General features: G+C 69.2%; 23 protein-coding genes. 16 read left to right on the forward strand and 7 right to left on the reverse strand.

Annotated features, from left to right (window positions below):
• Nucleotides 1–21 precede the first annotated feature (21 nt).
• The gene (locus tag U9J39_RS01870) at nucleotides 22–507 is read right to left on the reverse strand and encodes a hypothetical protein (protein WP_326346383.1); all 486 of its coding nucleotides are present in this window, start codon (nucleotides 505–507) and stop codon (nucleotides 22–24) included.
• Entirely contained in the window at nucleotides 491–1,213 is a 723-nt protein-coding gene (locus U9J39_RS01875; protein ID WP_240987775.1) for a penicillin-binding protein activator LpoB, read from the reverse strand. The genes U9J39_RS01870 and U9J39_RS01875 overlap by 17 nt, the downstream gene beginning before the upstream one ends.
• A 321-nt stretch (nucleotides 1,214–1,534) precedes the next feature.
• On the opposite strand from U9J39_RS01875, the gene U9J39_RS01880 reads away from it, so the two are divergent.
• Nucleotides 1,535–2,209: a response regulator transcription factor gene (locus tag U9J39_RS01880; RefSeq protein ID WP_326346384.1), complete on the forward strand. Its 675-nt coding sequence runs from the start codon at nucleotides 1,535–1,537 to the stop codon at nucleotides 2,207–2,209.
• 37 nt (nucleotides 2,210–2,246) lie between these two features.
• Nucleotides 2,247–4,094, forward strand: coding sequence for a sensor histidine kinase (locus tag U9J39_RS01885; RefSeq protein ID WP_326346385.1), 1,848 nt, complete (start codon nucleotides 2,247–2,249; stop codon nucleotides 4,092–4,094).
• A gap of 13 nt (nucleotides 4,095–4,107) precedes the next feature.
• Here the strand turns inward: U9J39_RS01885 and U9J39_RS01890 are convergent, their stop codons facing one another.
• On the reverse strand, nucleotides 4,108–5,328 hold the full coding sequence (locus U9J39_RS01890) for an MFS transporter (RefSeq protein WP_115713995.1): 1,221 nt from the start codon (nucleotides 5,326–5,328) through the stop codon (nucleotides 4,108–4,110).
• A gap of 106 nt (nucleotides 5,329–5,434) precedes the next feature.
• Between U9J39_RS01890 and U9J39_RS01895 the strand changes: the two genes are divergently transcribed.
• From U9J39_RS01895 to U9J39_RS01905, 3 genes are all read left to right on the forward strand, one after another.
• A complete protein-coding gene (locus U9J39_RS01895) occupies nucleotides 5,435–6,457 on the forward strand; it encodes a LysR family transcriptional regulator (RefSeq protein ID WP_115682336.1) in 1,023 nt (340 codons plus the stop codon).
• A gap of 108 nt (nucleotides 6,458–6,565) precedes the next feature.
• Nucleotides 6,566–7,828, forward strand: coding sequence for a phospholipase D-like domain-containing protein (locus tag U9J39_RS01900; RefSeq protein WP_326346386.1), 1,263 nt, complete (start codon nucleotides 6,566–6,568; stop codon nucleotides 7,826–7,828).
• 191 nt (nucleotides 7,829–8,019) lie between these two features.
• Entirely contained in the window at nucleotides 8,020–9,972 is a 1,953-nt protein-coding gene (locus U9J39_RS01905; protein WP_326346387.1) for a methyl-accepting chemotaxis protein, read from the forward strand.
• 16 nt (nucleotides 9,973–9,988) lie between these two features.
• Here the strand turns inward: U9J39_RS01905 and U9J39_RS01910 are convergent, their stop codons facing one another.
• Complete coding sequence (locus tag U9J39_RS01910; RefSeq protein ID WP_115682339.1) at nucleotides 9,989–10,198, reverse strand: DUF2905 domain-containing protein; 210 nt, start codon at nucleotides 10,196–10,198, stop codon at nucleotides 9,989–9,991.
• Nucleotides 10,199–10,640: 442 nt separating this feature from the next.
• Between U9J39_RS01910 and U9J39_RS01915 the strand changes: the two genes are divergently transcribed.
• Entirely contained in the window at nucleotides 10,641–12,020 is a 1,380-nt protein-coding gene (locus U9J39_RS01915) for an MFS transporter (protein ID WP_115713991.1), read from the forward strand.
• 15 nt (nucleotides 12,021–12,035) lie between these two features.
• Here the strand turns inward: U9J39_RS01915 and U9J39_RS01920 are convergent, their stop codons facing one another.
• Nucleotides 12,036–12,989, reverse strand: a complete 954-nt coding sequence (locus tag U9J39_RS01920) for a LysR substrate-binding domain-containing protein (RefSeq protein ID WP_115713990.1) — start codon at nucleotides 12,987–12,989, stop codon at nucleotides 12,036–12,038.
• 94 nt (nucleotides 12,990–13,083) lie between these two features.
• On the opposite strand from U9J39_RS01920, the gene pcaH reads away from it, so the two are divergent.
• The 4 genes from pcaH to pcaDC all read left to right on the forward strand — a co-directional run bounded on the left by pcaH (nucleotide 13,084) and on the right by pcaDC (nucleotide 17,057).
• Nucleotides 13,084–13,785, forward strand: coding sequence for a protocatechuate 3,4-dioxygenase subunit beta (pcaH, locus tag U9J39_RS01925; protein ID WP_115713989.1), 702 nt, complete (start codon nucleotides 13,084–13,086; stop codon nucleotides 13,783–13,785).
• 4 nt (nucleotides 13,786–13,789) lie between these two features.
• Nucleotides 13,790–14,371 carry a protocatechuate 3,4-dioxygenase subunit alpha gene (gene pcaG, locus U9J39_RS01930; RefSeq protein ID WP_326346388.1) on the forward strand — a complete coding sequence of 194 codons (582 nt, stop codon included), beginning with the start codon at nucleotides 13,790–13,792 and terminating at the stop codon, nucleotides 14,369–14,371.
• A 94-nt stretch (nucleotides 14,372–14,465) separates the two neighbouring features.
• On the forward strand, nucleotides 14,466–15,854 hold the full coding sequence (locus tag U9J39_RS01935) for a 3-carboxy-cis,cis-muconate cycloisomerase (RefSeq protein ID WP_326346389.1): 1,389 nt from the start codon (nucleotides 14,466–14,468) through the stop codon (nucleotides 15,852–15,854).
• Between the two features lie 27 nt (nucleotides 15,855–15,881).
• Entirely contained in the window at nucleotides 15,882–17,057 is a 1,176-nt protein-coding gene (gene pcaDC / locus U9J39_RS01940; RefSeq protein ID WP_326346390.1) for a bifunctional 3-oxoadipate enol-lactonase/4-carboxymuconolactone decarboxylase PcaDC, read from the forward strand.
• A 9-nt stretch (nucleotides 17,058–17,066) separates the two neighbouring features.
• On the opposite strand, the gene U9J39_RS01945 is transcribed toward pcaDC, so the two are convergent.
• Entirely contained in the window at nucleotides 17,067–17,954 is an 888-nt protein-coding gene (locus U9J39_RS01945) for a helix-turn-helix domain-containing protein (RefSeq protein ID WP_326346391.1), read from the reverse strand.
• 126 nt (nucleotides 17,955–18,080) lie between these two features.
• Between U9J39_RS01945 and pobA the strand changes: the two genes are divergently transcribed.
• Nucleotides 18,081–19,250, forward strand: a complete 1,170-nt coding sequence (gene pobA / locus U9J39_RS01950; RefSeq protein ID WP_326346392.1) for a 4-hydroxybenzoate 3-monooxygenase — start codon at nucleotides 18,081–18,083, stop codon at nucleotides 19,248–19,250.
• A gap of 93 nt (nucleotides 19,251–19,343) precedes the next feature.
• Here pobA and U9J39_RS01955 read toward each other — a convergent pair whose 3' ends face one another.
• Nucleotides 19,344–20,264, reverse strand: coding sequence for a sterol desaturase family protein (locus U9J39_RS01955; protein ID WP_115713983.1), 921 nt, complete (start codon nucleotides 20,262–20,264; stop codon nucleotides 19,344–19,346).
• Nucleotides 20,265–20,651: 387 nt separating this feature from the next.
• Between U9J39_RS01955 and U9J39_RS01960 the strand changes: the two genes are divergently transcribed.
• The 5 genes from U9J39_RS01960 to U9J39_RS01980 all read left to right on the forward strand — a co-directional run bounded on the left by U9J39_RS01960 (nucleotide 20,652) and on the right by U9J39_RS01980 (nucleotide 24,060).
• Nucleotides 20,652–20,951, forward strand: coding sequence for an EF-hand domain-containing protein (locus U9J39_RS01960; protein WP_326346393.1), 300 nt, complete (start codon nucleotides 20,652–20,654; stop codon nucleotides 20,949–20,951).
• A gap of 44 nt (nucleotides 20,952–20,995) precedes the next feature.
• Nucleotides 20,996–21,709 carry a response regulator gene (locus U9J39_RS01965; protein ID WP_326346394.1) on the forward strand — a complete coding sequence of 238 codons (714 nt, stop codon included), beginning with the start codon at nucleotides 20,996–20,998 and terminating at the stop codon, nucleotides 21,707–21,709.
• Between the two features lie 14 nt (nucleotides 21,710–21,723).
• Nucleotides 21,724–23,055 (forward strand): ATP-binding protein, encoded by a 1,332-nt coding sequence (locus tag U9J39_RS01970; RefSeq protein WP_326346395.1) that lies wholly within the window; start codon nucleotides 21,724–21,726, stop codon nucleotides 23,053–23,055.
• A 31-nt stretch (nucleotides 23,056–23,086) separates the two neighbouring features.
• A complete protein-coding gene (locus tag U9J39_RS01975) occupies nucleotides 23,087–23,227 on the forward strand; it encodes a hypothetical protein (protein ID WP_172581857.1) in 141 nt (46 codons plus the stop codon).
• A 68-nt stretch (nucleotides 23,228–23,295) separates the two neighbouring features.
• Nucleotides 23,296–24,060 (forward strand): DUF4410 domain-containing protein, encoded by a 765-nt coding sequence (locus tag U9J39_RS01980; protein WP_326346396.1) that lies wholly within the window; start codon nucleotides 23,296–23,298, stop codon nucleotides 24,058–24,060.
• Nucleotides 24,061–24,147: the final 87 nt, after the last annotated feature.

Below are 24,147 nucleotides of genomic sequence, written 5' to 3' on the forward strand. Positions count from 1 at the left end.
CCCGGCGGCGGCCAGGGGCGGTCACGGCCGCGCGGGCCCGGGCAGGACCGGATAGTGCTGTCCCGGCCGGTAGGGCTGCTGCGCGCGCTGGGCGTCGAGGATTTCCAGTGCGGCCGGCACCGAACCGGCCATGACGGCATGCTCGGCGTAGTCGACCTGCGTGCGGGGCGGCAGCACCAGCGTGTGCCAGGCGCTGGGCGGCTCAGCCGCTGTGGCCGGCTGCGTCGCGCGAAAGCGCGTGCGCACCAGCAACGCGACGTCGAATTCGGTGCAGTTGTGCAGGGCGGCGTGGACCGCGCTCAGCCCGCTGGCGTTAGGCGCGGTGCCGGCTTCAGGCACCGCCACCATGGCGGCAAGCTCCGGCGACAGGAACGAGACCGGCAGGGCCGGGCGCGCGCGCTGCTGCTGCCACGGCGTGCAGCCGGTATGGGCGGGCGGCGTGGCGGCGCAGGCGGCCAGCAGCGATGCCGCGGCGAGCGCGCCGCAGCGGCTAGCGATAGACCACATCGTCTGCCGCGGCGCGCTGGAATGCATAGATGTTGCTCCAGACCAGTTCGCCGGTTTCCACCTCGACCAGTTCGAACGAGATCTGCATATAGCGCTGCACCATGCCGGTGGTGGCGCTGCGGCTGTCGAGCGAACCGATCCGGCCCGACAGGCTGTAGTCGGCGCCCAGGCGCGCGCGGGCCAGCCCCAGCGTGCCGGCGTCGGTGGCGCCGCTGCGCTTGGCCTGGCGTTCGCGCTCGACCAGCGCGGTCTGCGTGCTGACAAACTGGATGCGCGCCTGCGCGGCGCGGTTCAGGCTGACGCGCAGCCGGTCCACGATCAGCTGGCGGTCCAGCGGCTGCGCGCTGTCGTTGACGAAGTTGGCGCCGTCCAGGGCAATGCGCGGGCGCTTGCCGTCGCGGCCGGGCGCGAAGCGCGGCTGCGCCAGGATGTCGCGCATCATCTGGTCGGCCATGGCGACGATGTCGTGGCCCTCCAGGCCCACGCCGGACACCGCGCCCTTGCGGCCGGGGTCCAGTTCCATGGCGGACACGCCGGCGGCGTTCGGCGCGGTGGCAAGGCATCCCGCCAGCAGCGCCACCAGCCCGCATGCCGCCATCCCGCCAGCCAGCCGCAGCGCGGCCGTTGGCGGGATGGCGCGCGCGGCTTTCCCCTCTGCTTCCCCGATTTCCCGTGCCGCCGGTGTGCCGGCTGTCTTGTCTGTCACGGTCATGCTCCCCGTATTCCCGTCATGTCTTTGTTGCCCGCGCTGCCGGCCGTCATCCGGACGGGCGGGGCTGTTTTGCCGCGATCATAGGAGCAGCCCCGGCGCGCCGCCTCCCCTGAATATGGGATGGGCAACACCGTGCGGCCGTGCGATGGGTACGGGCGGCGGCGTTTACCCTGAACGGGCCCGCCGGGCCGTCCGCGCGCGGGCGGGATATGTCAGAATCCGCCGTCGTGCCGGCGCAACTTGCCCAACCAGCGCACCGCGCGGCAACACAGAGGGGCAGGGGCTCGCATCGCGGCGTGGCTCGGGAATACAGGCATGGCAAGCACAACAAGAGTCCTCATCGTCGAAGACGACCCCCTGGCGCTGCGCCGGCTGGTGCAGGCCGTCGACCTGCATGCGGCGGATGCCGTGGTGGCGGCCTGCGCCTCCACCGTGGCGGAGGCGCAGGCGTGGCTGGCGCAGCACCAGCCCGACGTGCTGCTGTGCGACCTCGGCCTGCCCGACGGCAGCGGCATCGACGTGATCCGCAACGCGCGCGAGCGCTATCGCGCCTGCGACTGCATGGTCGTGACGGTGTTCGGCGACGACCAGCATGTGCTGGCCAGCATCGAGGCCGGCGCCATCGGCTACCTGCTCAAGGACGAAACCACCGACCGCATCGCCGCCTCGATCGGCGAACTGCGCGCGGGCGGCTCGCCGATGAGCCCGCTGATCGCGCGGCAGGTGGTGAACCGGCTGCGCGGCGCGCCGCCGGAGGCAGTGGCGCGCGATGCCGCGGCCCCTGTCGCGGTAGTGCTGTCGGTGCGCGAGAACGAGATCCTGGACCTGATCTCGCGCGGCTATACCTACGCCGAAACCGCGCGCTACCTGGGGCTGAGCGTGCATACCGTGCAATCGCACATCAAGAACATCTACGGCAAGCTGGCGGTGCGATCGCGCGGCGAGGCCGTGTTCGAGGCGGCCAAGCTCGGCCTGCTCAAGTCCCTGTAAGCGCGCCATGCCGTCCTGGCCGCCATCCGTGCGCACCATGCTTGCCCTGCTGCTGGCGTGGGCCAGCCTGCTGCTGCCCGGCATGGCGGCGGCGCAAACGATGGTGCTGGCCGAGGCCACGCGCGCGGCCACGCTCGCCGACGGCACCGTGCTGCCGGCGCGCGCGCTGACGCTGCCCGACTACTGGGACCGGGTGATGCCGGGCAAGTCCGGCACCGTGGTCTACGAACTGCGCTTCGACCGCAACTGGCCCGCGGCGGCGCCCGGCGGACTGTTCGTACCGTGGGCCGGCGGCAGCTACGAGGTACGCCTCAACGGCGTGCTGATCGCCGCCGGCGGACGCCTGGACGCGCCGGCGTCGGCGCTGGCCAAGCGCCCGTATTACGTGGCGGTGCCGCCCGAGCTGGCCAACACGCACGGCAACCTGCTGCGCATCACCGTGGCCGCGCGCGCCTATGCGCGCTCGGGCCTGCTGCCGGTGACGGTGGGCCCGGCCGCCGAGGTGCGCGCGCAGTATGAGCGGGCCTTCCTGCTGCGCGTGGTCGGCCCGCTGATCGCGGCGGTGCTCAGCGTCGTGCTGGGCGGGCTGGCGCTGCTGATCTGGTGGCGCCAGCGCGATCCGCTGTTCGGCCTGTACGGGCTGGCCGAAGTTGCCTGGAGCGTTCGCCTGCTCGACTACTTCGTCGATGACCTTGCCATCCCGGCGGAAGTGCGCGGCTATGTCGTCGCTGCCGCGCGCGAGGTGTTCCTGGGCGCCATCGCCAGGTTCTGCCTGCTGGTGATCCGGGTGCCGTGGCGCTGGCTGCATCGCACCCTCAACGCTTACCTGTGGCTGGCGCTGCCGGTGCTTGCGCCGCTGGCCGCCATCTCCAGCCATCCGCTGGTGTTTCCGCTGAGCTGGCTGGTCAAGGTCGGCATCATCCTGACCGTGGCCGGCGCGATGGTGTGGGGCGCGCTGCGCCGGCCCAGCCGCGAGGCGACGCTGCTGGCCGTCACCGTGGGCGTGTCGGCGGTGCTGTTCCTGGCGGACTGGATCAAGGTCTGGCTGACCGGCGACTATTACTGGGTCCATTCGATGACCCGCTATGTTTCGGTGCCGTTCAGCGTGGTGATGGCGTGGATGCTGGTGGAACGCTACACCAGCGCGGTACAGAGCCTGCAGAACGCCAACCAGGTGCTGACCGAGCGCGTCGCGCAGCGCGAGGCGCAGCTGCGCGCGGCCTTTGCGCGCACGCAGAAGATTGCCGCCGAAGAAACCGCGCTGCGCGAACGCGGGCGCATCCTGCGCGACATGCACGACGGCCTGGGCAGCCAGCTGGTCACGACCTTGTCGATGCTGGAGTCGGGCAAGGCCAGCGGCCCGGAGGTGGCGACGCAGGTGCGGCATGCGCTGGATTCGCTGAAGCTCTCGATCGATGCGATGCAGGACACCGGCGGCGACCTGGCGGCGGTGCTGGGCAACCTGCGCTACCGGCTGGGGCCGCGCATCGCCGATGCCGGGCTGGAGATCCGCTGGGAGGTCGAACGCCTGCCGGTGCTGCCGCATTTCTCCGCGCGCAAGGTGCAGGAGCTGCAATACCTGCTGCTGGAAGGCATCACCAACGTGCTGCAGCACGCTGCGGCGCGCACGCTGACCGTGACCGCCCAGGCGGACACGCAGGCGATCCGCATCACGCTGGCCGACGACGGCCGCGGTTTCGATGCCGAGGCCACGCGCGGCGGGCGCGGGCTGCGCAATATGCAGGTGCGCGCCGCGGCGATCGGCGGCCGCCTGCAGATCCGCTCGGCGCCCGGCGGCACGGCGCTGACGGTGGAGGTGCCGCTGGCGCCGGCGCAGGGCGATGAGGCGGGCACGCCCGGCGAAGGGGCCGCGCCCGCGGCATAGGGCCGGTTCCGGCTTACTGCGCCGCGCCCTTCGGCAGCAGCCGCACCGCCAGCGCAGCCAGGGCAGCGGCGGTGGCCAGCGCGGCCACGCCGGTCCAGCCGAAGCGCGCCAGCGCCAGGCTGCCGAGCGCCGCGCCGGCGGCCATGCCGGTGAACATGCAGACGAACAGCACCGCATTGAGGCGGCTGCGCGCGCCCGGGTCGATGCCATAGACGATGGTCTGGTGCGCGACCAGCGCCACCTGCACCCCCAGGTCGAAGCCGATGGCGCTGGCGCCGATCAGCCACAGCTGCGCCTGCGGCGGCACCAGCGGGGTCAGCAGCATGGCGGCAAACGACAGCGCCGCCAGCGCCGCGCCCGCGCGGGTCACCCGTTCCGGGCCGCCGCGGTCGGCCAGGCGGCCGGCCAGCGGCGCGCCGAGCGCGCCGGCGGCCCCGGCCAGGCCGAACGCGCCGGCGGCCTCGCTGCCCAGGTGGAAGGGCGCGCCATGCAGCATCACCGCCAGCGTCGACCAGAACGCGCTGAAGCCCACCGCAAGCAGCCCCTGCGCCAGTGCCGCGCGGCGCAGCGCGCCATGCTGCCGCCACAGTGCTGCCAGCGAGGCCAGCAGGGCGCGGTACGGCAGCGTCGTGGCCGGGGCAAAGCGCGGCAGCTGGCGCCGCGCCACCAGCGCGACCGCGGCGATGCTGGCCGCCGCCAGCATGAACATCGTGCGCCAGCCGAAGTGCGCGGCGACGAAGCCACTGACCACCCGCGACAGCAGGATGCCCAGCAGCAGCCCCGTCATCACGGTGCCGACCACCTTGCCGCGCTGCGCGGCCGGCGCCAGCGCGGCGGCCGCCGGCACGATGTCCTGCGCCAGCGTGGCGGACAGGCCCACCACCAGGCTCGACACCAGCAGCATGCCGATGCCCGGCGCCAGGCCCGCCAGCAGCAGCGCGCCGACCAGCGCCACCGCCTTGGCCACGATGATATGGCGGCGGTCATAGCGGTCGCCCAGCGGCGCCAGCAGCAGGATGCCCAGCGCATAGCCGAGCTGCGTCAGGGTGGGGATGGCACCGGCGGTGGCATCGCTGGCGTGCAGGTCCGGGGCCATCACGCCGAGCATGGGCTGGCTGTAGTACAGCGACGCCACCGCCAGGCCGGCGCCGGTGGCGAGCAGCAGGACCAGGCGGCCAGGCACAGCCGGGCTGGCCAGCGTGGCGGCGGGCGAGGTTGCGGGAACAGGGGACATGGCGGGTTTGCGCGGTTCGCAAAAGGGTTGGGATGGCCCGAAGTGTTGTCCACGCGCGCCGATTCTGGTAGACGTGCGGGATGAACAATGGCTATACGAGACGCGTATGAAAGGCCAGCCAGCCACCAACCCGAGCGCCGCCCCTGCCGCCGCCATCCGCGGTGCGCCCGGCGCTGACCGCATCGACCTGATGCAGACCTTCGTGCGCATCGTCGAGGCCGGCAGCCTGTCGCTGGCCGCCGCGCAGCTGCAGACCACCCAGCCCACCATCAGCCGGCGCCTGCAGACGCTGGAGCGGCTGCTGGGCGTGCGCCTGCTGCAGCGGTCCACCCATGCGATGAAGCTGACCGAAGACGGCGCGCGCTGCTACGAGCGCGCGCGCGAACTGGTGGCCGACTGGGCCCGCTTCGAAGCCGACGTGCGCGGCGTCGGCCACGCCCCCAGCGGCACGCTGCGCGTGGTGGTGCCGCACGCGTTCGGGCAGGAGGTGCTGGTGGGCCCCCTGGCGGACTACCTGCGGCAATATCCGCAGGTCGCGGTCGAATGGCTGCTGCACGACCGGACTCCGGATTTCATCGCCGAGGCCATCGATTGCGCGATCCACGTGGGCGAGGTGCATGAACCCGGCCTGGTCGCCGTGCGCCTGGCGGAAGTGCCGCGCGCGGTCATCGCCGCGCCGTCGCTGTTCGACGGCAAGCCGCTGCCGCGCCGGCCGCAGGACCTGGAAGGCCTGCCCTGGCTGGCGCTGCGCACGTTCTACCGCAACGAGATCGTGCTGCAGAACCTGCAGACCGAGGCGCGCCAGGGCCTGTCGTTCGCGCCGCGCATGAGCACGGACAGCCTGTACGCGCTGCATGCGGCAGCCCGGCTGGGACTGGGCGTTGCCGTGGGCTCGTCGTGGATCTTTGCCGACGACATCGCCAGCGGCCGGCTGTTGCACCTGCTGCCGCAATGGCAGGCCGATCCTCTGCCGATCTACCTGGTCTATCCGCATGCGCGCTTCTATCCGGCCAAGCTGCGCCTGTTCGCCGACGCCATGCGGCAGGCCATTCCGACCGCCGGCATGGTCGAACGCAGGCGCGTGCCACGCGGGCGCGGCGCGGGCCGGATGCCACAAGCGCGCCGATAACGCCTATCCTGTATCGGCCACTACATCCGCCGCGGGCAACCCCGCGCCCCACATCATGGTGCCTGCGTGATCCGCCGCGTCTTTCCCAGGTTTCGGACAAGGGGCCGCATGTTCGCGTTTGCCGCCGCCATCGTGTTGCTTGCCCTGGCGGGCATCGTCGCCTACAACCTGGTCGGCGGCGAGAAGCGCATCGAGCGCCGCCTCGACCGCCTCTACAGCCTGGAAGACCCGCAGTTCGCGCGCGAGCTGGGCGTGTTGCTGGGCCCGCCGGTGGTCGACGGCAACCGCTACCGCGTGCTCAGGAACGGCGACGAGATCTTCCCGGCGATGCTGGGTGCGATCCGCGCCGCGCAGAAGACCATCAACTTCGAGTCGTATATCTACTGGTCGGGCGATATCGGCCATGATTTCGCACAGGCACTGGCCGAGCGCGCCAGGGCCGGCGTCAGCGTCAAGGTGCTGCTGGACGCGGTCGGCAGTTCCAAGATCGACAAGGGCGCGCTCGACCTGATGACCCGTGCCGGCGTGGATGTGCGGCGCTACCATCCGGTGCGCTGGTACACCATCGGCAAGCTCAACAACCGCACCCACCGCAAGGTGCTGGTGGTCGACGGCCGCATCGGCTTTACAGGCGGCGTCGGCATCGCGCCGGAGTGGACCGGCCATGCGCAGGACCCCGGGCACTGGCGCGATACGCATTTCGAGGTGGAAGGCCCGGTGGTCGGCCAGATGCAGTCAGTGTTCCTGGACAACTGGATCAAGGTCAGCGGCGCGGTGCCGCACGGCTCCGACTACTTTCCCGAGCTGGCGCCGGTCGGCAATGGGCGGGCGCAGATGTTCAGCAGCTCGCCGACGGGCGGCAGCGAGAGCATGGCGCTGATGTACCACCTGGCGATCACCGCCGCGGCGCGCACCATCGATTTGTCCGCGGCATATTTCGTTCCCGACGCGCTCACCGAGAAGGCATTGCTGGCGGCGCTGGCAAGAGGTGTCCGGGTGCGGGTGATCGTGCCGGGCGAGCATATCGACTCGGAAACCGTGCGCTCCGCGTCGCGGGCGCGCTGGGGCGAACTGCTGAAGGCCGGCGCGCTGATCGCCGAGTACGCGCCGACCATGTACCACTGCAAGGTGCTGATCGTCGACGACCTGCTGGTCTCGGTGGGGTCCACCAACTTCGACAACCGTTCGTTCCGCCTCAATGACGAGGCCACGCTCAACATCCTTGACGCGACGTTTGCCGCGCAGCAGACGCGGATCTTCGAGGAAGACCTGAAGCTGTCGCGGGCGATGACCTATGAGGCGTGGCGCAACCGTCCATGGCGGGAACGGCTGCGCGACCGCCTGGCCTCGCTGATCGGCGCACAGCTGTAATCCGACCGGCGATGCCCGAAAAAAAACCGCCCGCCAACAGGGCGGCATGCCCCGGTTCGGCGCGCGTTCTGCCCAACTTCAGCGCTTTGGTCGCACCGCATTTGCGCATGGTCAAAAACCCGGACATCTGCGCTTCAGCACCGCCAAACCGGGCCGATAGCAGGGGAAACCCAGCCCCTCCGAGACCATCGATGCCCCCCTTCTTCCTTCCCGCCGAACGCCTGATGGCGCGCCTGAATATCCGCCGCAAGCTGGCCTTGATTGCCGTGCTGTTCCTGGTGCCCCTGGTCGGCGCGATGTCCGTGGCGCTGCGCGATGCGGCGCAAGCGCGCCGCACCACCAGCCAGGAAATCCGCGGGCTGGCAGTGGTCGCGCACGCGCTCGACTTCATGCGCGAGGTCCAGGTCCGGCGTGGCGCCGCGCATGCGGTGCTGTCCGGCAATGCCGCCTTCCGCGCCACCTTCGACAAGGCCGATCGGCAGGCAGCGGCCAGCCTTGCCGCACTGGCGCGCAGCATTGCACAGAATCCCGGCTTTGCGCTCGCCCCAGGCTTGGGCCAGCTGGAGCAGGACTGGCAGCAATTGCGCGGCCCTGGGCTGGACACCGCGGCGAAGCCGCTGTTCGAGCGCCACAGCGCGCTGGTGCGGCAGACGCAGGCGTATATCGCCGACGTGGCCGAGCGCTCGCAACTGGCGCTGGACAGCGAGACCGGCTCGTACTACCTGGTCAGCCTGCTGACGGGACCGCTGCCGCAACTGGCAGAACAGAGCGCGCTGGCACGCGGCCGCGGCGCCGGCATCATCGCGCAGGGTGGCTATGCCGATGCCGTGCAGCAGGCGGGACTGGGTGCGCTGGCCGAACAGATCCGCGCAGGGCTGGACACGATACGGCGCGATATCGCTCGCGTCGGCAAGGCCGCGCCCGCTTACCGTACGCGCATCGATGCCGCGCTGGCACGGCTGGAGGCGATGGACCGCTTCCATCGCACGCTGCAGGTGCGCATGCTGGGCGCGGCCGGCATCGACATCGAGGCCAGGGCCTATTTCGACGAAGCCACCGCCGCCATCGAAGGCGTGGCGGAAGCCAGCCGCGAATTCGCCGCAATCGCCAGCGAGATGCTGGCACAGCGTGCCGCGGCGCAGGCCCGGCAGACCGCGTGGCTGGCCGGCATTGCGCTGGTAACGGTGGCCGCCGCGTTCTACCTGTTCATCGGCTTCAGCCGCGGCATGCGTGCCGACGTAAGCGAGGTCGCCGCGATGGTCGCGCGCATCAATGCGGGCGACCTGACCGCGCGCCTCGCGGTGAACGGGCGCGACGAGCTGAGCGAGATCAAGCGGCACCTGCTTTCGTTGGCGGCTGGCTGGCGCACGCTGATCGGCGACACCAAGGCCGGCGCGCACAACGTGCTGGCCGCGGCGGCCGATATCGCGCAGGGCAATATCGACCTGTCGCAGCGCACCGAGCAGCAGGCGTCGTCGCTGGAGCAGACCGCGGCCAGCATGGAGCAGCTGACCGCCACCGTCCAGCAGAACGCCGGCAATGCCGCGCAGGCCAGCGCGCTGGCGCGCGAGGCGTCTGCCGCGGCGCGCGCCGGCGGCGACGCGGTCGGCCGCATGCAGCAGACCATGCAGGCGATCGACGCCGACTCGAGGCGCATCGCCGACATCATCGCGGTGATCGACGGCATTGCCTTCCAGACCAATATCCTGGCGCTGAACGCGGCGGTGGAAGCGGCGCGCGCCGGCGAGGCCGGCCGCGGCTTTGCGGTGGTGGCCAGCGAAGTGCGCGGGCTGGCGCAGCGCACCGGCGCCTCGGCCAAGGAGATCCGCATGCTGATCTCGCAATCCGGCGAGCGCGTGGCCGCGGGCAACACGCTGGCGCTGGACGTTGCCGGGACCATGGCCGGCACCGTCGCCGCTATCGGCCGGGTCACGGCGATGATGGATGAGATCAGCCAGGCCTCGCGCGAGCAGAGCAGCGGCATCGGCCAGGTCAACCAGGCGGTGGCGCAGATGGACCAGGTCACGCAGCAGAACGCGGCGCTGGTGGAGCAGGCCGCGGCCGCGGCGCAGTCATTGCAGGAGCAGGCGCTGCAGATGCAGCGGGCGGTGGCGGTGTTCCGCACCGAGGCGCAGGCGGACTGATGCCGTTGGCGCGGGCTTAGCGCCGCAGCAGCCAGATCACCACCGAAACCACCACCGACACCAGGATGCAGGTCGTGATCGGCAGGTAGAAGCTGAAGCCGTCGCGGACGATGTGGATATCGCCGGGCAGGCGGCCCAGGCGGTCGAACGGCAATTTGGCGAGCCAGGGCCAGGCGGCGCCGGCGGCAAGCAGCACGGCGCCCAGGATGAGTAACAGGCGTTGCATCGGGATGGGAGATGGTGAGGCCAACTTGAGCATTTGACCGGCGGATGGACGCGTTGATTCCGGCCTGCTGGGGGCGCCAGGTTCCTGACTTCACGGATTCCCGGAATGTAAATTGAAGGCTGGCGCTTTCGATATGAAATTTCCTTATTCATCAGTCGGGGTCAGGTGGAAAATTTCTCGACCATAGGAATCTATGGAAGAAAACATCTTCTGATTGTTCTGAGAGTTGATTTAGGGCTGGATAAGGCGGGAACTACTGGTGAATCCTTGCGCCCCAATCCGACTGCTTTTGCCGGGTTAACGCCAATTCTTGGCCCCGATCCCCGTTGCCTAAGATGCGTTCAGTTAGAGAACGTTAGTTCGCTATTAGAACAAGTTCCTGGCGTTGGTCGTGCCTGCTTGCAGGCGCACTGCGCGATTTCCAAGGCAGACGGAGACAACAGTGCCTCAATCCCTCCCATCCAAGGCTGGCGTCGCGGACGTCCAGGCCCTGATCGACGGACAGCGATTCACTGGCTACCAGTGGCTCATTCTTGTGCTGTGCTTCCTGGTGGTTGCTGTCGACGGTTTCGATACCGCCGCCATCGGGTATATCGCGCCGGCGCTGGTGCAGGACTGGGGGATCGAGAAATCGGCCCTCGGGCCCGTCATGAGCGCGGCGCTGTTCGGCCTGGCTTTCGGCGCGATCTTTGCCGGTCCGCTGGCCGACCGCATCGGCCGCAAGAAGGTGCTGGTGCTGTCGGTTTTCTTCTTTGGCGCCTGCAGCCTGGCCACGGCCTACGCGCCCACGCTGGGCTGGCTGACGGTGCTGCGCTTCCTGACCGGCCTGGGCCTGGGTGCCGCCATGCCCAATGCCGTGACGCTCACCGCCGAGTTCGCGCCGCAACGCCGCCGGGCGGTGCTGGTCAACACCATGTTCTGCGGCTTTCCGCTCGGCTCCGCCGCCGGCGGCTTTGTCGCCGCCGCGATGATCCCGCACTTCGGCTGGCACAGCGTGCTGCTGCTCGGCGGCATCGTGCCGCTTGCGCTCGCGCTGCTGCTGGTGGTGCTGCTGCCTGAGTCGGTGCGCTACATGGTGGTGCGCAACTATCCCGCCGACCAGATCCGCCAGCTGCTGCGGCGCGTGACCGGCGCGGACCTGGGGGCAGCGAATGCCTTCATCGTCGGCGAGCAGGCGCCCGCGACCCGGTCCGCCATTGGCACGGTGCTGGCGCCGGGCTATCGCCTGGGTTCGGCGATGCTGTGGTGCACCTACTTCATGGGCCTGGTCATCTTCTACCTGCTGACGAGCTGGATGCCCACGCTGATGAAGGACGCCGGCTTCTCGATCCAGCACGCGTCATTCCTGACGGCGCTGTTCCCGCTCGGCGGCGGCATCGGCACCATCGCGGCCGGCTGGTTCATGGACCGTTTCAATCCGAACAAGGTGATCGCCATCACCTACGCCGCCACCGGCGTGCTGATCTACGCCGTGGGCCAGGGCACCGGCAGCCAGGTGCTGCTAGGCGTGCTGATCTTCCTCGCCGGCACCGCGATGAACGGGGCGCAGTCGTCGATGCCGTCGCTGGCGGCGGCGTTCTACCCGACGCAGGGCCGGGCCACCGGGGTGGCGTGGATGCTGGGCATCGGCCGCTTCGGTGGCATCACCGGGGCGTTGCTCGGTGCCGAACTGCTGCGCCTGCATCTGGGCTTCGACACCATCTTTACGCTGCTCGCCGTGCCGGCATTCCTGGCCGCCGGTGCGCTCGTGATCAAGCATGTCAGCGGCAGCCGTGCGACAAGTGCGGATGCCGCCGGCAGCGCAGGCGTGGCCGCTCACTGAGACCTCACTGACCTCTCACTCAGCGGCAAGCGGCCTGGCCGCGGCGCGGATGCAGTCGGCCAGCGCTTCGGCCATCGGGCTGAGCGTGCGGTCGCCGTGCCGCAGCAGGCCGATCGGTTCCTCGGTGCCCTGCGTATCGAGCGGCAGCAAAACCAGCTCATCCTCGGCCACCGCGCGCCGCGCGGCGGACAGGGGCGCCGCCCACACGCAGTCGCTGTGGCGGGCCAGCAGCCGTCCGAGGTAGGCATCCGACGTTTCCACGCATCCGCCTGGCAGGGGCAGGCCGTGGCGGGCCAGCAGGCTTTCGGTGTTGTGGCGGGGGATCGAGCCCGCGGCGGGGATCACCAGCGGCCATGCCAGCACGTCGAGCAAGGTCGGCCGCGAGACGGCGGCAAGCGGATGCGCGGGGCGTACCGCCAGGGCCAGCGAGTCGGGCCCCAGCGATTCGAACCACAGGCTTTCCATGGCAACCGGGTCATCCATGCGGCCAATGACCAGGTCCAGCACATCGGCCTTGAGCTGGTCGATCAGGCTGCGGTTCATGCCGGTCTGGACGGCAAGCCCGACCTCGGGGTGCGCGGCACGGAAGCGCAGCAAGGCATCGGTCAGCACTGCCGGCACCACGCTGGGCAGCGCCCCCAGCCGGATGCGCTCCCGGGGCTGCGCCTGCTCGCCGGCCATGCTGTCGGCCGCCGCATCGATATCCGCAAGGATGCGCAGCGCGTGACGCAGGAAGCGCGTGCCGGCGGTGGTCAGTTCCGTGCCCGCACGCTGGCGCACCAGCAGGCGGGTGCCGGTCAGCTCCTCCAGTTCGCTCAGGGTCTTGGACACGGCTGGCTGTGTCAGCCCGAGGCGGTCGGCGGCGCGGCCCAGGTGCTGCGTCTGCGACACCGCCACGAAGCAGTAGAGATGCCGCAGCCGAACGCGGTTGCGGAAGATTTCAAGCGCGGGCCGGGCGGTGGCTTTCATGCGGGAAAGTTATCGTAATTCTCAGAAAACTTAATTTACATGACTTTATGTGTTGCCTAAAGTCCTGTCACGCCAACCACAAGGAGACTGCGCAATGACCCGTCTAGCCCAATATCGCCGTCCCTACTGGGACACCCAGCCCGAATACCGCTTCGACCCCTACGCTTCCACGCAGAAGCGCTCGCCCGGCCAGCCGCTGATTGCGCTGCCGCAGTCGCTGTCCGAAGTGACCGGTCCCACCTTCGGCGCCGAATTCGTCCGCGAAGGCGATAACGACCTCACCGCCGGCAACGGTGGGGAGGCTATCGGCGAGCGCATCCTGGTGACCGGCCGCGTGCTGGACGAGAATGGCCGGCCGGTGCCGAACGCGCTGATCGAGGTGTGGCAGGCCAACGCAGCCGGCCGCTACGTGCACAAGCGCGACCAGCATGACGCGCCGCTGGACCCGCATTTCTCCGGCGAGGGCCGCACCGTCACCGACGCCAACGGGCACTACCGGTTCAAGACCATCAGGCCCGGCGCCTATCCCTGGCGCAACCACCACAACGCCTGGCGGCCGCAGCATATCCACTTCTCTCTGTTCGGCAATGCCTACGCCACGCGGCTGGTGACGCAGATGTACTTCCCCGGCGATCCGCTGTTGCCGTTCGACCCGATCTTCAACTGCGTGCCGGACGAGAAGGCACGCGACCGGCTCATCGCCAGTCTCGACTGGGAGACTACCCAGCCCGAATACGCGCTCGGCTACCGTTTCGATATCGTGCTGCGTGGCCGCGATGCCACGCCGATGGAGTAAGACCATGCTTTACGCCACCGCATCCCAGACCGTCGGCCCCTACCTCCATATCGGCCTGAGCGGACTGAACTGCGCCGACCTGACCGCCAGCGCCCCGGACCTGGCCGGCCAGCGCATCGTGATCGAAGGCCGCGTCACCGACGGCAACGGCGAGCCCGTGCCGGACGGCATGGTCGAGATCTGGCAGGCCAATCCCGCCGGTCGCTACCGCCACGCCGAAGACACGCGCGAACTGCCGCTGGTGCCCGGCTTTACCGGCTTCGGCCGCGTGCCGACCGAGGCCGACGGGTCGTTCCGCTTCGTCACCGTCAAGCCGGGCGCCGTGCCCGGGGCCGACGGCCGGCCGCAGGCGCCGCACATCATGGTGTCGGTGTTCATGCGCGGGCTGGTCAAGCACGTTGCCACGCGCATGTACTTCCCGGACGAGACCGCGGCCAATGCGGCGGATCCAGTGCTGGCGCTGGTGCCGGCCGAGCGGCGCGGCACGCTCGTTGGCCTCGATTCCGGCAACGATGCCGGCAACGGCACGCTGCGCTGGAACATCGTGCTGCAAGGTCCGGACGAGACGGTGTTCTTCGATATCTGACACGCCGCGCCGGCGGGCAGGCATCTCCCGGCCGCCGGCGACAGACGCATAATCAGGTGGTCGTCATCGCCACGACCCCCTACCGATCGCCCCCATGCCAACCGTCACGCGTCTTACCGATCCCATGTTCGGCAGCCCCGCGGTGCTGGACATCTTCTCCGACGCCGGCACCGTGCAGCGCATGCTTGCCGTCGAGGCCGCGCTCGCGCGTGCCGAAGCGCAATGCGGCGTGATCCCGGCCGCTGCCGCGACCGTCATCACCGAAGTCTGCAGCCACGTCGGCGCCATCGACCGCGAAGCGCTGGCGCAGGCCGCGGTCGCTGCCGGCAATCTGGCCATTCCGTTTGTCAAACAGCTGACCGCCGCCGTGGCCGAGCGCGATGCCGATGCAGCGCGCTTCGTGCACTGGGGCGCCACCAGCCAGGACATCATCGACACCGCGCTGGTCCTCCAGGTCGCGGACGCGCTGCGCGCGCTCGATGCCGACCTGGTACGCCTGGGCGAAGCCTGCGCCGTGCTGGCCAGCGCGCATCGCGCCACGCCGATGGTGGCGCGCACCTGGCTGCAGCATGCACTGCCAACCACCTTTGGCTGCAAGGCCGCCGGCTGGCTCGACGCGCTGCGCCGCGACCTCGCCCGCCTTGGTGCAGCGCGCGCGCAGGCCCGCGCGCTGCAGTTCGGCGGCGCCGCGGGCACGCTCGCGAGCCTGGGCGACGCCGCGCCCGGCGTGACCGCCGCACTGGCCCGCGAACTCGGCCTGGTCGCGCCCGTGCTGCCGTGGCATGCGCATCGCGACCGCATGGTCGAAGTTGCCACCACGCTCGGCATGCTGACCGGCACGCTCGGCAAGATGGCACGCGACATCTCGCTGCTGATGCAGACCGAGGTGGCGGAAGTGGCCGAGCCCGCCGGGCCCGGCCGTGGCGGTTCTAGCACCATGCCGCACAAGCGCAATCCGGTGGGTTGCGCGGCGGTGCTGACGGCATCGGTGCGCGTGCCGCCGCTGGTGGCCACCATGCTGTCAGGCATGGTGCAGGAACACGAGCGTGCGCTGGGCGGCTGGCAGGCGGAATGGGACACGCTGCCGCAGATCGTCGCGCTGGCCGCGGGTGCGCTGCGCCAGATGGGCGAGGTGGTGGCGGGGCTGCAGGTCGATGCGGCGCGCATGCGCAGCAATCTCGATCTCACGCATGGGTTGATTCTCGGCGAGGCCGCGATGCTGGAACTCGGAGGCAGGATCGGCCGGCTGCAAGCGCACCACGTGGTGGAGAGCGCCTCGCGCCGCGCCGTGGCCGACGGCACCAGCCTGCGCGATGCGCTGGCCCGCACGCTGCAGGAAGAACCGGCCCATGCGGGCTTGCTCGACGACACCACGCTTGACCGACTTGCCAATCCTGGCAACTATGCGGGCCAGTCATCGGCTTTCGCGGATGCGGCGGTGCAGGCGTGGCAATCCGCGCTTGCCGAACGTGCCGCACGGTAACTCGCCAAGGATTCTCAGGAGACTGCATTGCCCTATCTCGATCACGCCGGTGCCCGGCTCTTCTACACCGTCGACGGCCCCGAGGCCGCGCCGGCCATCATCTTCTCCAACTCGCTCGGCACCGACCACACCATGTGGGAGCCACAGGCCGCCGCGCTGGCCGGGCGCTGTCGCGTGGTGCGCTACGACACGCGCGGCCACGGCCGCTCGACCGCGCCGGGCGATGCCTTCACGGTTGAACAGCTCGGTCAGGACGTAATCGCCATCCTGGACGCATTGCGGATTGACCAAGCGGTGTTCTGCGGCCTGTCATTGGGCGGCCTGACCGGGATGTGGCTCGGCATCCATGCGCCCGAGCGCTTCTGCCGCATCGTGCTGGCCAATACCGCGGCAAAAATCGGCAACGCCGAGGGATGGAACACGCGCATCGACACCGTGCTGCGCGACGGCATGGCCGGGATGGTCGCGCCATCGATCGAACGTTGGTTCACGCCGGGGTTTGCCGCCACCTCGGACCGCGCGCTGGATGGCCTGCGCGGCGTGCTGGCACGACTCGATCCGCGCGGCTATGCGGCCAGCTGCGCGGCGGTGCGCGACGCCGACTTCCGCGAGACGGTGTCGTCGATCACGGTGCCGGTGCTGGTCATCGCCGGCAGCCAGGACCCGTCGACCACCGCGCAAGAGGGCCGCGCGCTGGCCGATGCGATTCCCGGTGCGCGCTTCGTCGAACTGCCTGCCGCGCATATTTCCAGCTTCGAGCAGCCAGGCCGCTTCACCGCTGCACTGGTGGACTTCGTGCAAGGCCGCCTGCCCGTGACCGACGATCACGCGCGCTACGAGGCCGGACTCTCGGTGCGGCGCGAGGTACTCGGCAGCGCGCACGTCGATCGCTCGCTGGCGCGGCTGACGCCGCTCAACGAAGAATTCCAGCACCTCATCACGCGCTACGCCTGGGGCGAGATCTGGACGCGCGAGGGCCTGCCGCGCCACACCCGCAGCCTGCTGACCATCGCCATGATGGTGGCGCTGAACCGCACGGATGAACTGAAGCTGCATCTGCGCGCTGCCGCCAACAATGGCGTCACGCGCGACCAGATCAAGGAAGTGCTGCTGCAGACCGCGATCTATTGCGGTGTGCCGGCGGCGAATTCGGCCTTCCACCTGGCCGAGGAAATCTTCGCCGCGATGGACCAGCCGGACTGATCGGATCGATCAGCGCACGGCGAACGCCGGCAGCCGCGCCCGTCCCGACTGCCGGAACTCCGTGGGCGCCTGCCCCACCAGCCGGGCGAAGAAGCGCGAGAAGTACGCCGCGTCGGAGAACCCGAGCGACAGCGCGATGTGCTTGATCTCCAGGTCGCTGAAGAGCAGGTCGCGCTGCGCTTCGGCGAGCACGCGCGCGTGGAGCATCTGCAGCGCGGACTGCCCCGAGGCGTGGCGGCACACGCGGTTGAGCTGCGTGGACGTGATCCCGATCGCGCCGGCGTAGTGGCCAATCTCCTTCTGCTCGCGATAGTCGGATTCCAGCAGTTGCTGGAAGTGCTGGAAATGCCGCGCCGGACGGCTGCTGCTGCGCGCGGCGGCCGGCTGATCGGCATTGGCCAGCCGCGCGATACCGATCAGCACCAAAGTCAGCAGCGCCGACAGCGACGCCCCGCGCCAGGCGGACACGGCTTCCATCTCCCCCCGAAACAGCGCCAGCGAACTCGCCAGCACGTGGCCGCGCCGCACGCGGTCATGGCGCGGGTGTTCGAACAGCGGCAGCGCATCCGGCACACCCGCCAGCAGCGTGCGCAGGTGGCTGTCGGTCATGGTGACGACCATGCCGTCAGTGTCCGGCGTAAACACGAAGCCGTGGATATGCCGCGGCGGCATCGTCACCAGTGAGCCGCTGCGCAGCGGCTCGCGGCGCTCTTCGAGCAGGGCTTCGCCGCCACCCGCATGGATGTACAGAATTTGCAGGAAGCGCTCATGCCGGTGAGGCTTGATCTCCCACCCGTGCAGGCGGCTGCGCGCGGCGATGGATTCGAAATGCAGCTGGTCGGACAGCGGCTCGGTTGAATTCACGCCGTACAGGGAGTAGGTCGGGACAGGTTTCACGGGGGCGTCAGTGTTTACCAGCAATGTTCCGATTGTCCTGTCGTTGGTTCCGTCTGTCCATTCCGTAGCCGGTGTGCGGCCACTATCGTTAGCGCCATCAGATCGATATGCACAAGGAGACAAGACATGCGCACCCAGGTCGCCATCATCGGCGCCGGCCCCGCCGGCCTGTTGCTCGGGCAGCTGCTCGCCAGGGCGGGCATCGACAACGTGATCGTCGAGCAACGCAGTCCGGAATACGTGCTGGGGCGCATCCGCGCCGGCATCCTCGAGAGCGTGACCGTCGATGCGCTGAAGCGCGCGGGCGTGGCGGCGCGGCTGCAGGAGGAAGGGCTGGTGCACGACGGCATCGAGCTGTCGTTCGATGGCCAGCGGCATCGCATCGACCTGCACGCGCTGGTCGGCCGCAGCGTGACCGTCTACGGCCAGACCGAGGTCACGCGCGACCTGATGGCGGCACGGCAGGAAGCGGGCATCACCACGGTCTATGACGCGCAGGATGTCAGCCTGCATGACTTCGACAGCGCAAGGCCGGTGGTCCGTTACCGCAAGGACGGCGTGACGCACGAGATCCACTGTGACTACATCGCCGGCTGCGACGGCTTCCATGGTGTCAGCCGCCAGAGCGTGCCGTGTGCCGCCACGCAACTGTTCGAGCGCGTCTATCCGTTCGGCTGGCTTGGCATCCTCTCGGACACACCGCCGGTGACGGACGAGCTGATCTACGCCAGCCACGAACGCGGCTTTGCGCTGTGCAGCATGCGCTCGCGCACGCGCAGCCGCTACTACGTACAGGTGCCGTCGAGCGAGCGTGTGGAGGACTGGTCCGATGAGCGCTTCTGGGACGAACTGCGCCGCCGCCTCGATCCGCAGTCGGCGCAGTCGCTGGTGACGGGCCCGAGCATCGAGAAAAGCATCGCGCCGCTGCGCAGCTTTGTGTGCGAGCCGATGCGCTTCGGCAACCTGTTCCTGGCCGGCGATGCCGCGCATATCGTGCCGCCCACCGGCGCCAAGGGGCTGAACCTGGCCGCCAGCGACGTGCTGACCCTGGCCGACGGACTGATCGCCGCCTGCCGGCATGACGACAAGCGCGAGCTGGATGCCTATTCGGCGCGTTGCCTGCGCCGCATCTGGAAGGCCGAGCGCTTTTCATGGTGGCTGACTTCGCTGATGCATCGCTTCCCGGATGCGGATCCGTTCTCGTTGCGCATGCAGCGGGCCGAGCTCGATTACCTGGTGGGGTCGGACGCGGCGTGCCGGGCGTTGGCGGAGAACTATGTGGGGTTGCCTTACTGACAGTGAGGAACGCAAACCGGCGGCGCGCGCGCGTTGTCGAAAGCAAAAAAGCGCGGCATTTGCCGCGCCTTTCAACCCTGCATCCGGCAGGTATTACCTGACCTCCGCCGCAACCGCCACCGCACGCTCAGCCTGCGCCTGCAGCCGCAGACCCTCGGTGGTCTCTCCCGAGCCATCCGGCGTCCAACCGGGAGGCATCACCAGATAGCCAATCGCATTCCGCACGCTGCCAGCGTTGGCCATGTCCTTGCCCAGTCCGACCCAGTGTTCGAACTGGTTGACCAGCGGGTTGTGCGTGGTGGTCGGGTGGACCAGGCCGTAGCGGCACGGCTCTTCCGCGCGCTCTTCCACATAGGTGCCGAACAGGCGGTCGAAGATGATCAGCACGCCGCCGAAGTTGGCATCGAGGTAGTCGATGTTCGAAGCATGGTGCACGCGGTGCGCCGAGGGGGTGTTGAACACGTATTCGAGCCAGCCCAGCTTCGGGATCCAGGTGGTATGCAGCCAGAACTGATACAGCAGGTTCAGGCTCACCGTGGCCAGCACCACTTCAGGACGAACACCCAGCAAGACCAGCGGCGCGAAGAAGATGGCGGTGCCCGTGACCTTGCCGGTCCAGCCAAGGCGATAGGCGGTGCCCAGCGTCAGTTCGTTCGGCGAGTGGTGCACCGCGTGCGTCGCCCAGAAGAAGCGGATACGGTGCGAGGCGCGGTGGTACCAGTAGTAGCAGAACTCTTGTCCGAGGAAGAGCAGCAGCACGGCCAGCGCGCTGTTGATCTCGACCGTGAAGAGGCGATGTTGCCAGGCCAACGCAAACACGGGAGCGGCCAGCGACAGGGGCAGCAGCGCCAGCAGTTTGCGACCAGCCAGGTCGGCCAGCGACAGCGTGACTTCATGCCAGGGATAGGCCTTGCCCTGGCGATTCGCCTTGCGTGCCAGGAAGAAGGCTTCGACCAGAGAGATCGTCACAACAAGCGCCGTGACATAGAGCGTGAATTTTCCGAGGTTGTGCATGTCGGGGTCCAGTGTGGTGAGGTGGGACGCCTGCTTGCGGGGGCTGCTTGCTGCGTCGGTGAGGCAAAGGTAGTGGCTGGACCCGAGCGGCGCCATCCGGCAATTATTTCGCCGTATGTCATGCCCGCTGGCGGTGTAACACCGCGACATTCTTTCCACCGCGAAATGCCGCGGTCGCTTTCCTATAGTTCGGCCGTCGCCGCGACATGTTGCGCGGCATGAACCGAACCAGAAGGACCTGCCATGACGAAATGCCTCAGCAGTCTCGCCGCCTCCCTGCGCCTGCCCCGGCGGCACGTTCAACAGCGGACATAGCGGCGCCTGCGGTGGCGGCAGCTGCACCTTTACCAATTGCCGGCAAGGCCGGCCGTCCCAGCGGAGTCCATCATGAAGAAGATGATTGCAGTGCTTATGTTGTGTATTGTTTCTGCAGGCGCGCATGCACAAAGTGCCGAGATGCCGGCGGCGGGTGCCGGTGGAGCGCGGGCCGAGCGGGCGCTGCAGCAGCTGCAGGAGCGTTTCGCCAGCGCGAACACCACGCGGGATGGCAAGCTGACCCGCGAGCAGGCGCAGGCCGGCATGCCGATGGTCGCGAGCCACTTCGACCAGATCGACACGCAGCGGCTGGGCTACGTGACGCTGCCGCAGATCGAGGCGTTCATGCAGCAGATGATGATGTCGCGCTGAAGCCGGAGTTCGGACTGCACGCCGGCATCGCCGGGAGACCCGTGATGGAACAGGTGAACAGGATTGTCGTGCTCGACGACGAAGCCGAGCTGCGCAACATGCTGCAGCGCTTCCTGACCGGGCACGGCTTCCGCGTGCGCGCGGTGGCCGATGGCAAGCAGCTCGACAAGTACCTGCAGCGCGAGCCGCACGACCTGCTGGTGCTCGACCTGATGATGGAGCCCGAGGACGGCCTCACCATCTGCAAGCGCCTGCGGGCGGAGGGCCATACGCTGCCGATCCTGATGCTGACGGCCAGGGGCGACCCGATGGACCGCGTGGCGGGGCTGGAAACGGGTGCCGACGACTACCTCGCCAAGCCCTTCGTGCCGGACGAGCTGGTGGCGCGCATCCGCGCGCTGCTGCGCCGGCAGAAGATGTCGGCCGGCGACCCTACCGTGACCACGCAGCGGCTGCGCTTTGGCGATTTCACCTTCGATGTCGGCAAGCAGACGCTGCTGCGCGGCGGCGAGCCGGTCGAAGTGCATTCGGCGCAAATGCTGCTGCTGCACGCGCTGGGCTCGTCGCCGAACCGCGCGGTCAGCCGCGAGAACCTGCTGGCGCGGGCGCGCGGGCGCGACCATGACGCGCTCGACCGCAGCATCGACGTGCAGATCCTGCGGCTGCGCCAGATCATCGAAGACGACCCGTCCAAGCCGCGCTTTATCAAGACCGTGTGGGGCGTCGGCTACATGCTGGTCGCCGGCGTGGATTCGTGACGCGGTCGTCGCCCATGCTCAGTCGCCTGCTGCCGCGCTCGCTGCTGGCGCGCAATATCCTGCTGCTGGTGGCGTTGGTGGCCATCACCCAGGCCTGTTCGCTGACGGTGCTGATGCATTACGTGCAGCGCCCGCGCATCGAGCGCGCCGCCATCGTCTTTGCCGACTACGTGCGCACGCTCGACCGCGTGGTGGCGGCAATGCCGCTTGACCCCAGCGGCGTTGCGGCAACGCGCATGGGGGCGCAGGCGCAAGAGCCCGAGCACGCCGCCGCGAAACCCGCGACCGACCTGCGGCACCTGCTGCGCACCTGGCAACGCGATGTCTTCATGGAGGCGCTGCGGCGCCACCTGCCCGCCGACATGCCGGTGCGATGGCAGGCCGGCGAGGCCGAGCAACTCTGGATCCGCATGCATGTGGGGGGCGAGCCGCGCTGGATCGGCCTGCCGATCAGCGAGGACGTGCGCGCCGGCGGCATCGCCACGGCGCTGGCGCTGTCGACCGCGCTGGCGCTGCTGGCGGCGTTGACGGGCTACCTGATCCAGCGCCACCTGAACCGCCCGCTGCAGGACCTCGCGCGGGCCGCGCGGGAGATCTGCGCGGGCTCGACACCGCCGCCGCTGCCGACCGACGGCCCGACCGAGATCGCCCAGGTCAGCGGTGCCTTCAACCAGATGACGCAAGCCTTGCAGCAGGCCGAGCAGACCCGGGCGCTGATGCTGGCCGGTGTCTCGCACGACATCCGCACGCCACTGACCAAGCTGCGCCTGGCGATGGCCATGTCGATCCCGCGCGGCGCCGACGACGCCTTCGTGGCCTCGGCCGAGGGCTACCTGGACCACATCGAGACCATCCTGCAGCAGTTCATGGACTACGCCGGCAGCGGCGAGAAAGAGCAGCCGCAGCCCGGCGACGTCAACGCGCTGGTGTCGCAGCTCGCCGCCGATTTCGCCGGCCTGGGCCATGAATTCGAGTTGTCGCTGGCGGAACTGCCGCCGGTTCCCTATCGCCCGGTCAGCCTGATGCGGCTGCTGATGAACCTGATGCAGAACGCTGTCGTCTATGGAAAGTCGGGCTTCAGCGTGCGCACGTGGTGCGATGCGGCGTGTGCCTACGTGGCGGTCGGCGATCGCGGCACCGGCATCGCCGCGCATGAGCTGGAGCAGCTCAAGGCGCCCTTCAGCCGTGGTGCCAACGCGCGCGGCCATGCTGGCGGCACGGGGCTCGGGCTGGCCATCGTCGAACGCATTGCGCGGCTGCACGGCGGCTCGCTGCAGTTCCGCCCGCGCGATGGCGGCGGGCTTGAAGCGGTGCTGGCGCTGCCGCTGCACGCCCCGGTGGCGTAGCGCCGCACGCCTCGTGTCCCAGGGCCGTGACATGGCGCGAAATAATTCCCGCGTGGCGCTGCGCGTGGGTTTTTCCCATACTTCCGTCACCGCGCTGCCGAACGGCAACACACTCGGCAACACCGAAGCAGGCAGCGCGGCAAGAAGCGCCCGATGGTTTGCGATCCGCTGATGCAACGATGTCGGTGACAGCTTTTACAGACCACTGACGGCACCACTCGCCAACCCAAGGGAACCGATATGCGCAACGCTCTCCAGACCATCGCCAGGCAAACCAGGCGCCTGACCATCGCTGCACTCGCCGCCACCACCGTGCTGGGCGCCGGCTGCGCCAACGCCGGTGTCACCGGCATCAACCAGATGGGCCTGATGCAGGCCGTGCACGCCGACGTGATCTACGTCCACGCGTTCGATGCCGATGCCGGGCAGGTGAAGCTTGACGGCGGCCTGGCGCAGCAGGTCAGGAGGATGGCCACCGGCGGTTCGCCGGCGAGCGCGCAAGGCCAGGCCGCCGCCGAAGCGCGCGAGCAGGTCGCCAACGAGATCGTGCGCGAACTGCGCGGCATGGGCCTGAACGCGGTGCGTTCCGATGCGCCGGCGCCGGCGGGTGCGAACGCGCTGGTGGTCGAGGGCGACTTCCGCAAGATCGATGAAGGCAGCGGCCGCCGCCGCCTGCTGATCGGCCTGGGTGCGGGCAAGAGCGAAGTCGGCGCCCACGTGCGCATCTCGTACAAGCCCGCCAACGGCGCCCCGGTCCCGCTGCAGAGCTTTGCAGCCAGCGCGGATTCTGGCCATGTCCCGGGCGTGGCGGAAACCGCCGGCATCGGTGCCGCGGCCGGGCATGTGGCGATGGCGGCAGCCGCCGGCGCCGGCGTGCACGGCGCCACGGAAATGACGCAAGACTCGGTCTGTGCCGATGCGACCCGGCTGGGCCACACGATTGCCAGCCAGGTCGCAGCCGCGAGCACCGAAGAAGGCTGGCTGGCTGCCGCGGCGGCCCGCTAAAGCCCAGGTTTGCTCCCCTTTTCCACTAATGGGAGAGGGAAGCAAACACTGGCGCGGCGCCATGGTGGGACGGCGATTGCCGTTGTC

The organism is Cupriavidus sp. SS-3, from assembly GCF_035818815.1.
GTDB classification, from domain to species: domain Bacteria; phylum Pseudomonadota; class Gammaproteobacteria; order Burkholderiales; family Burkholderiaceae; genus Cupriavidus; species Cupriavidus taiwanensis_C.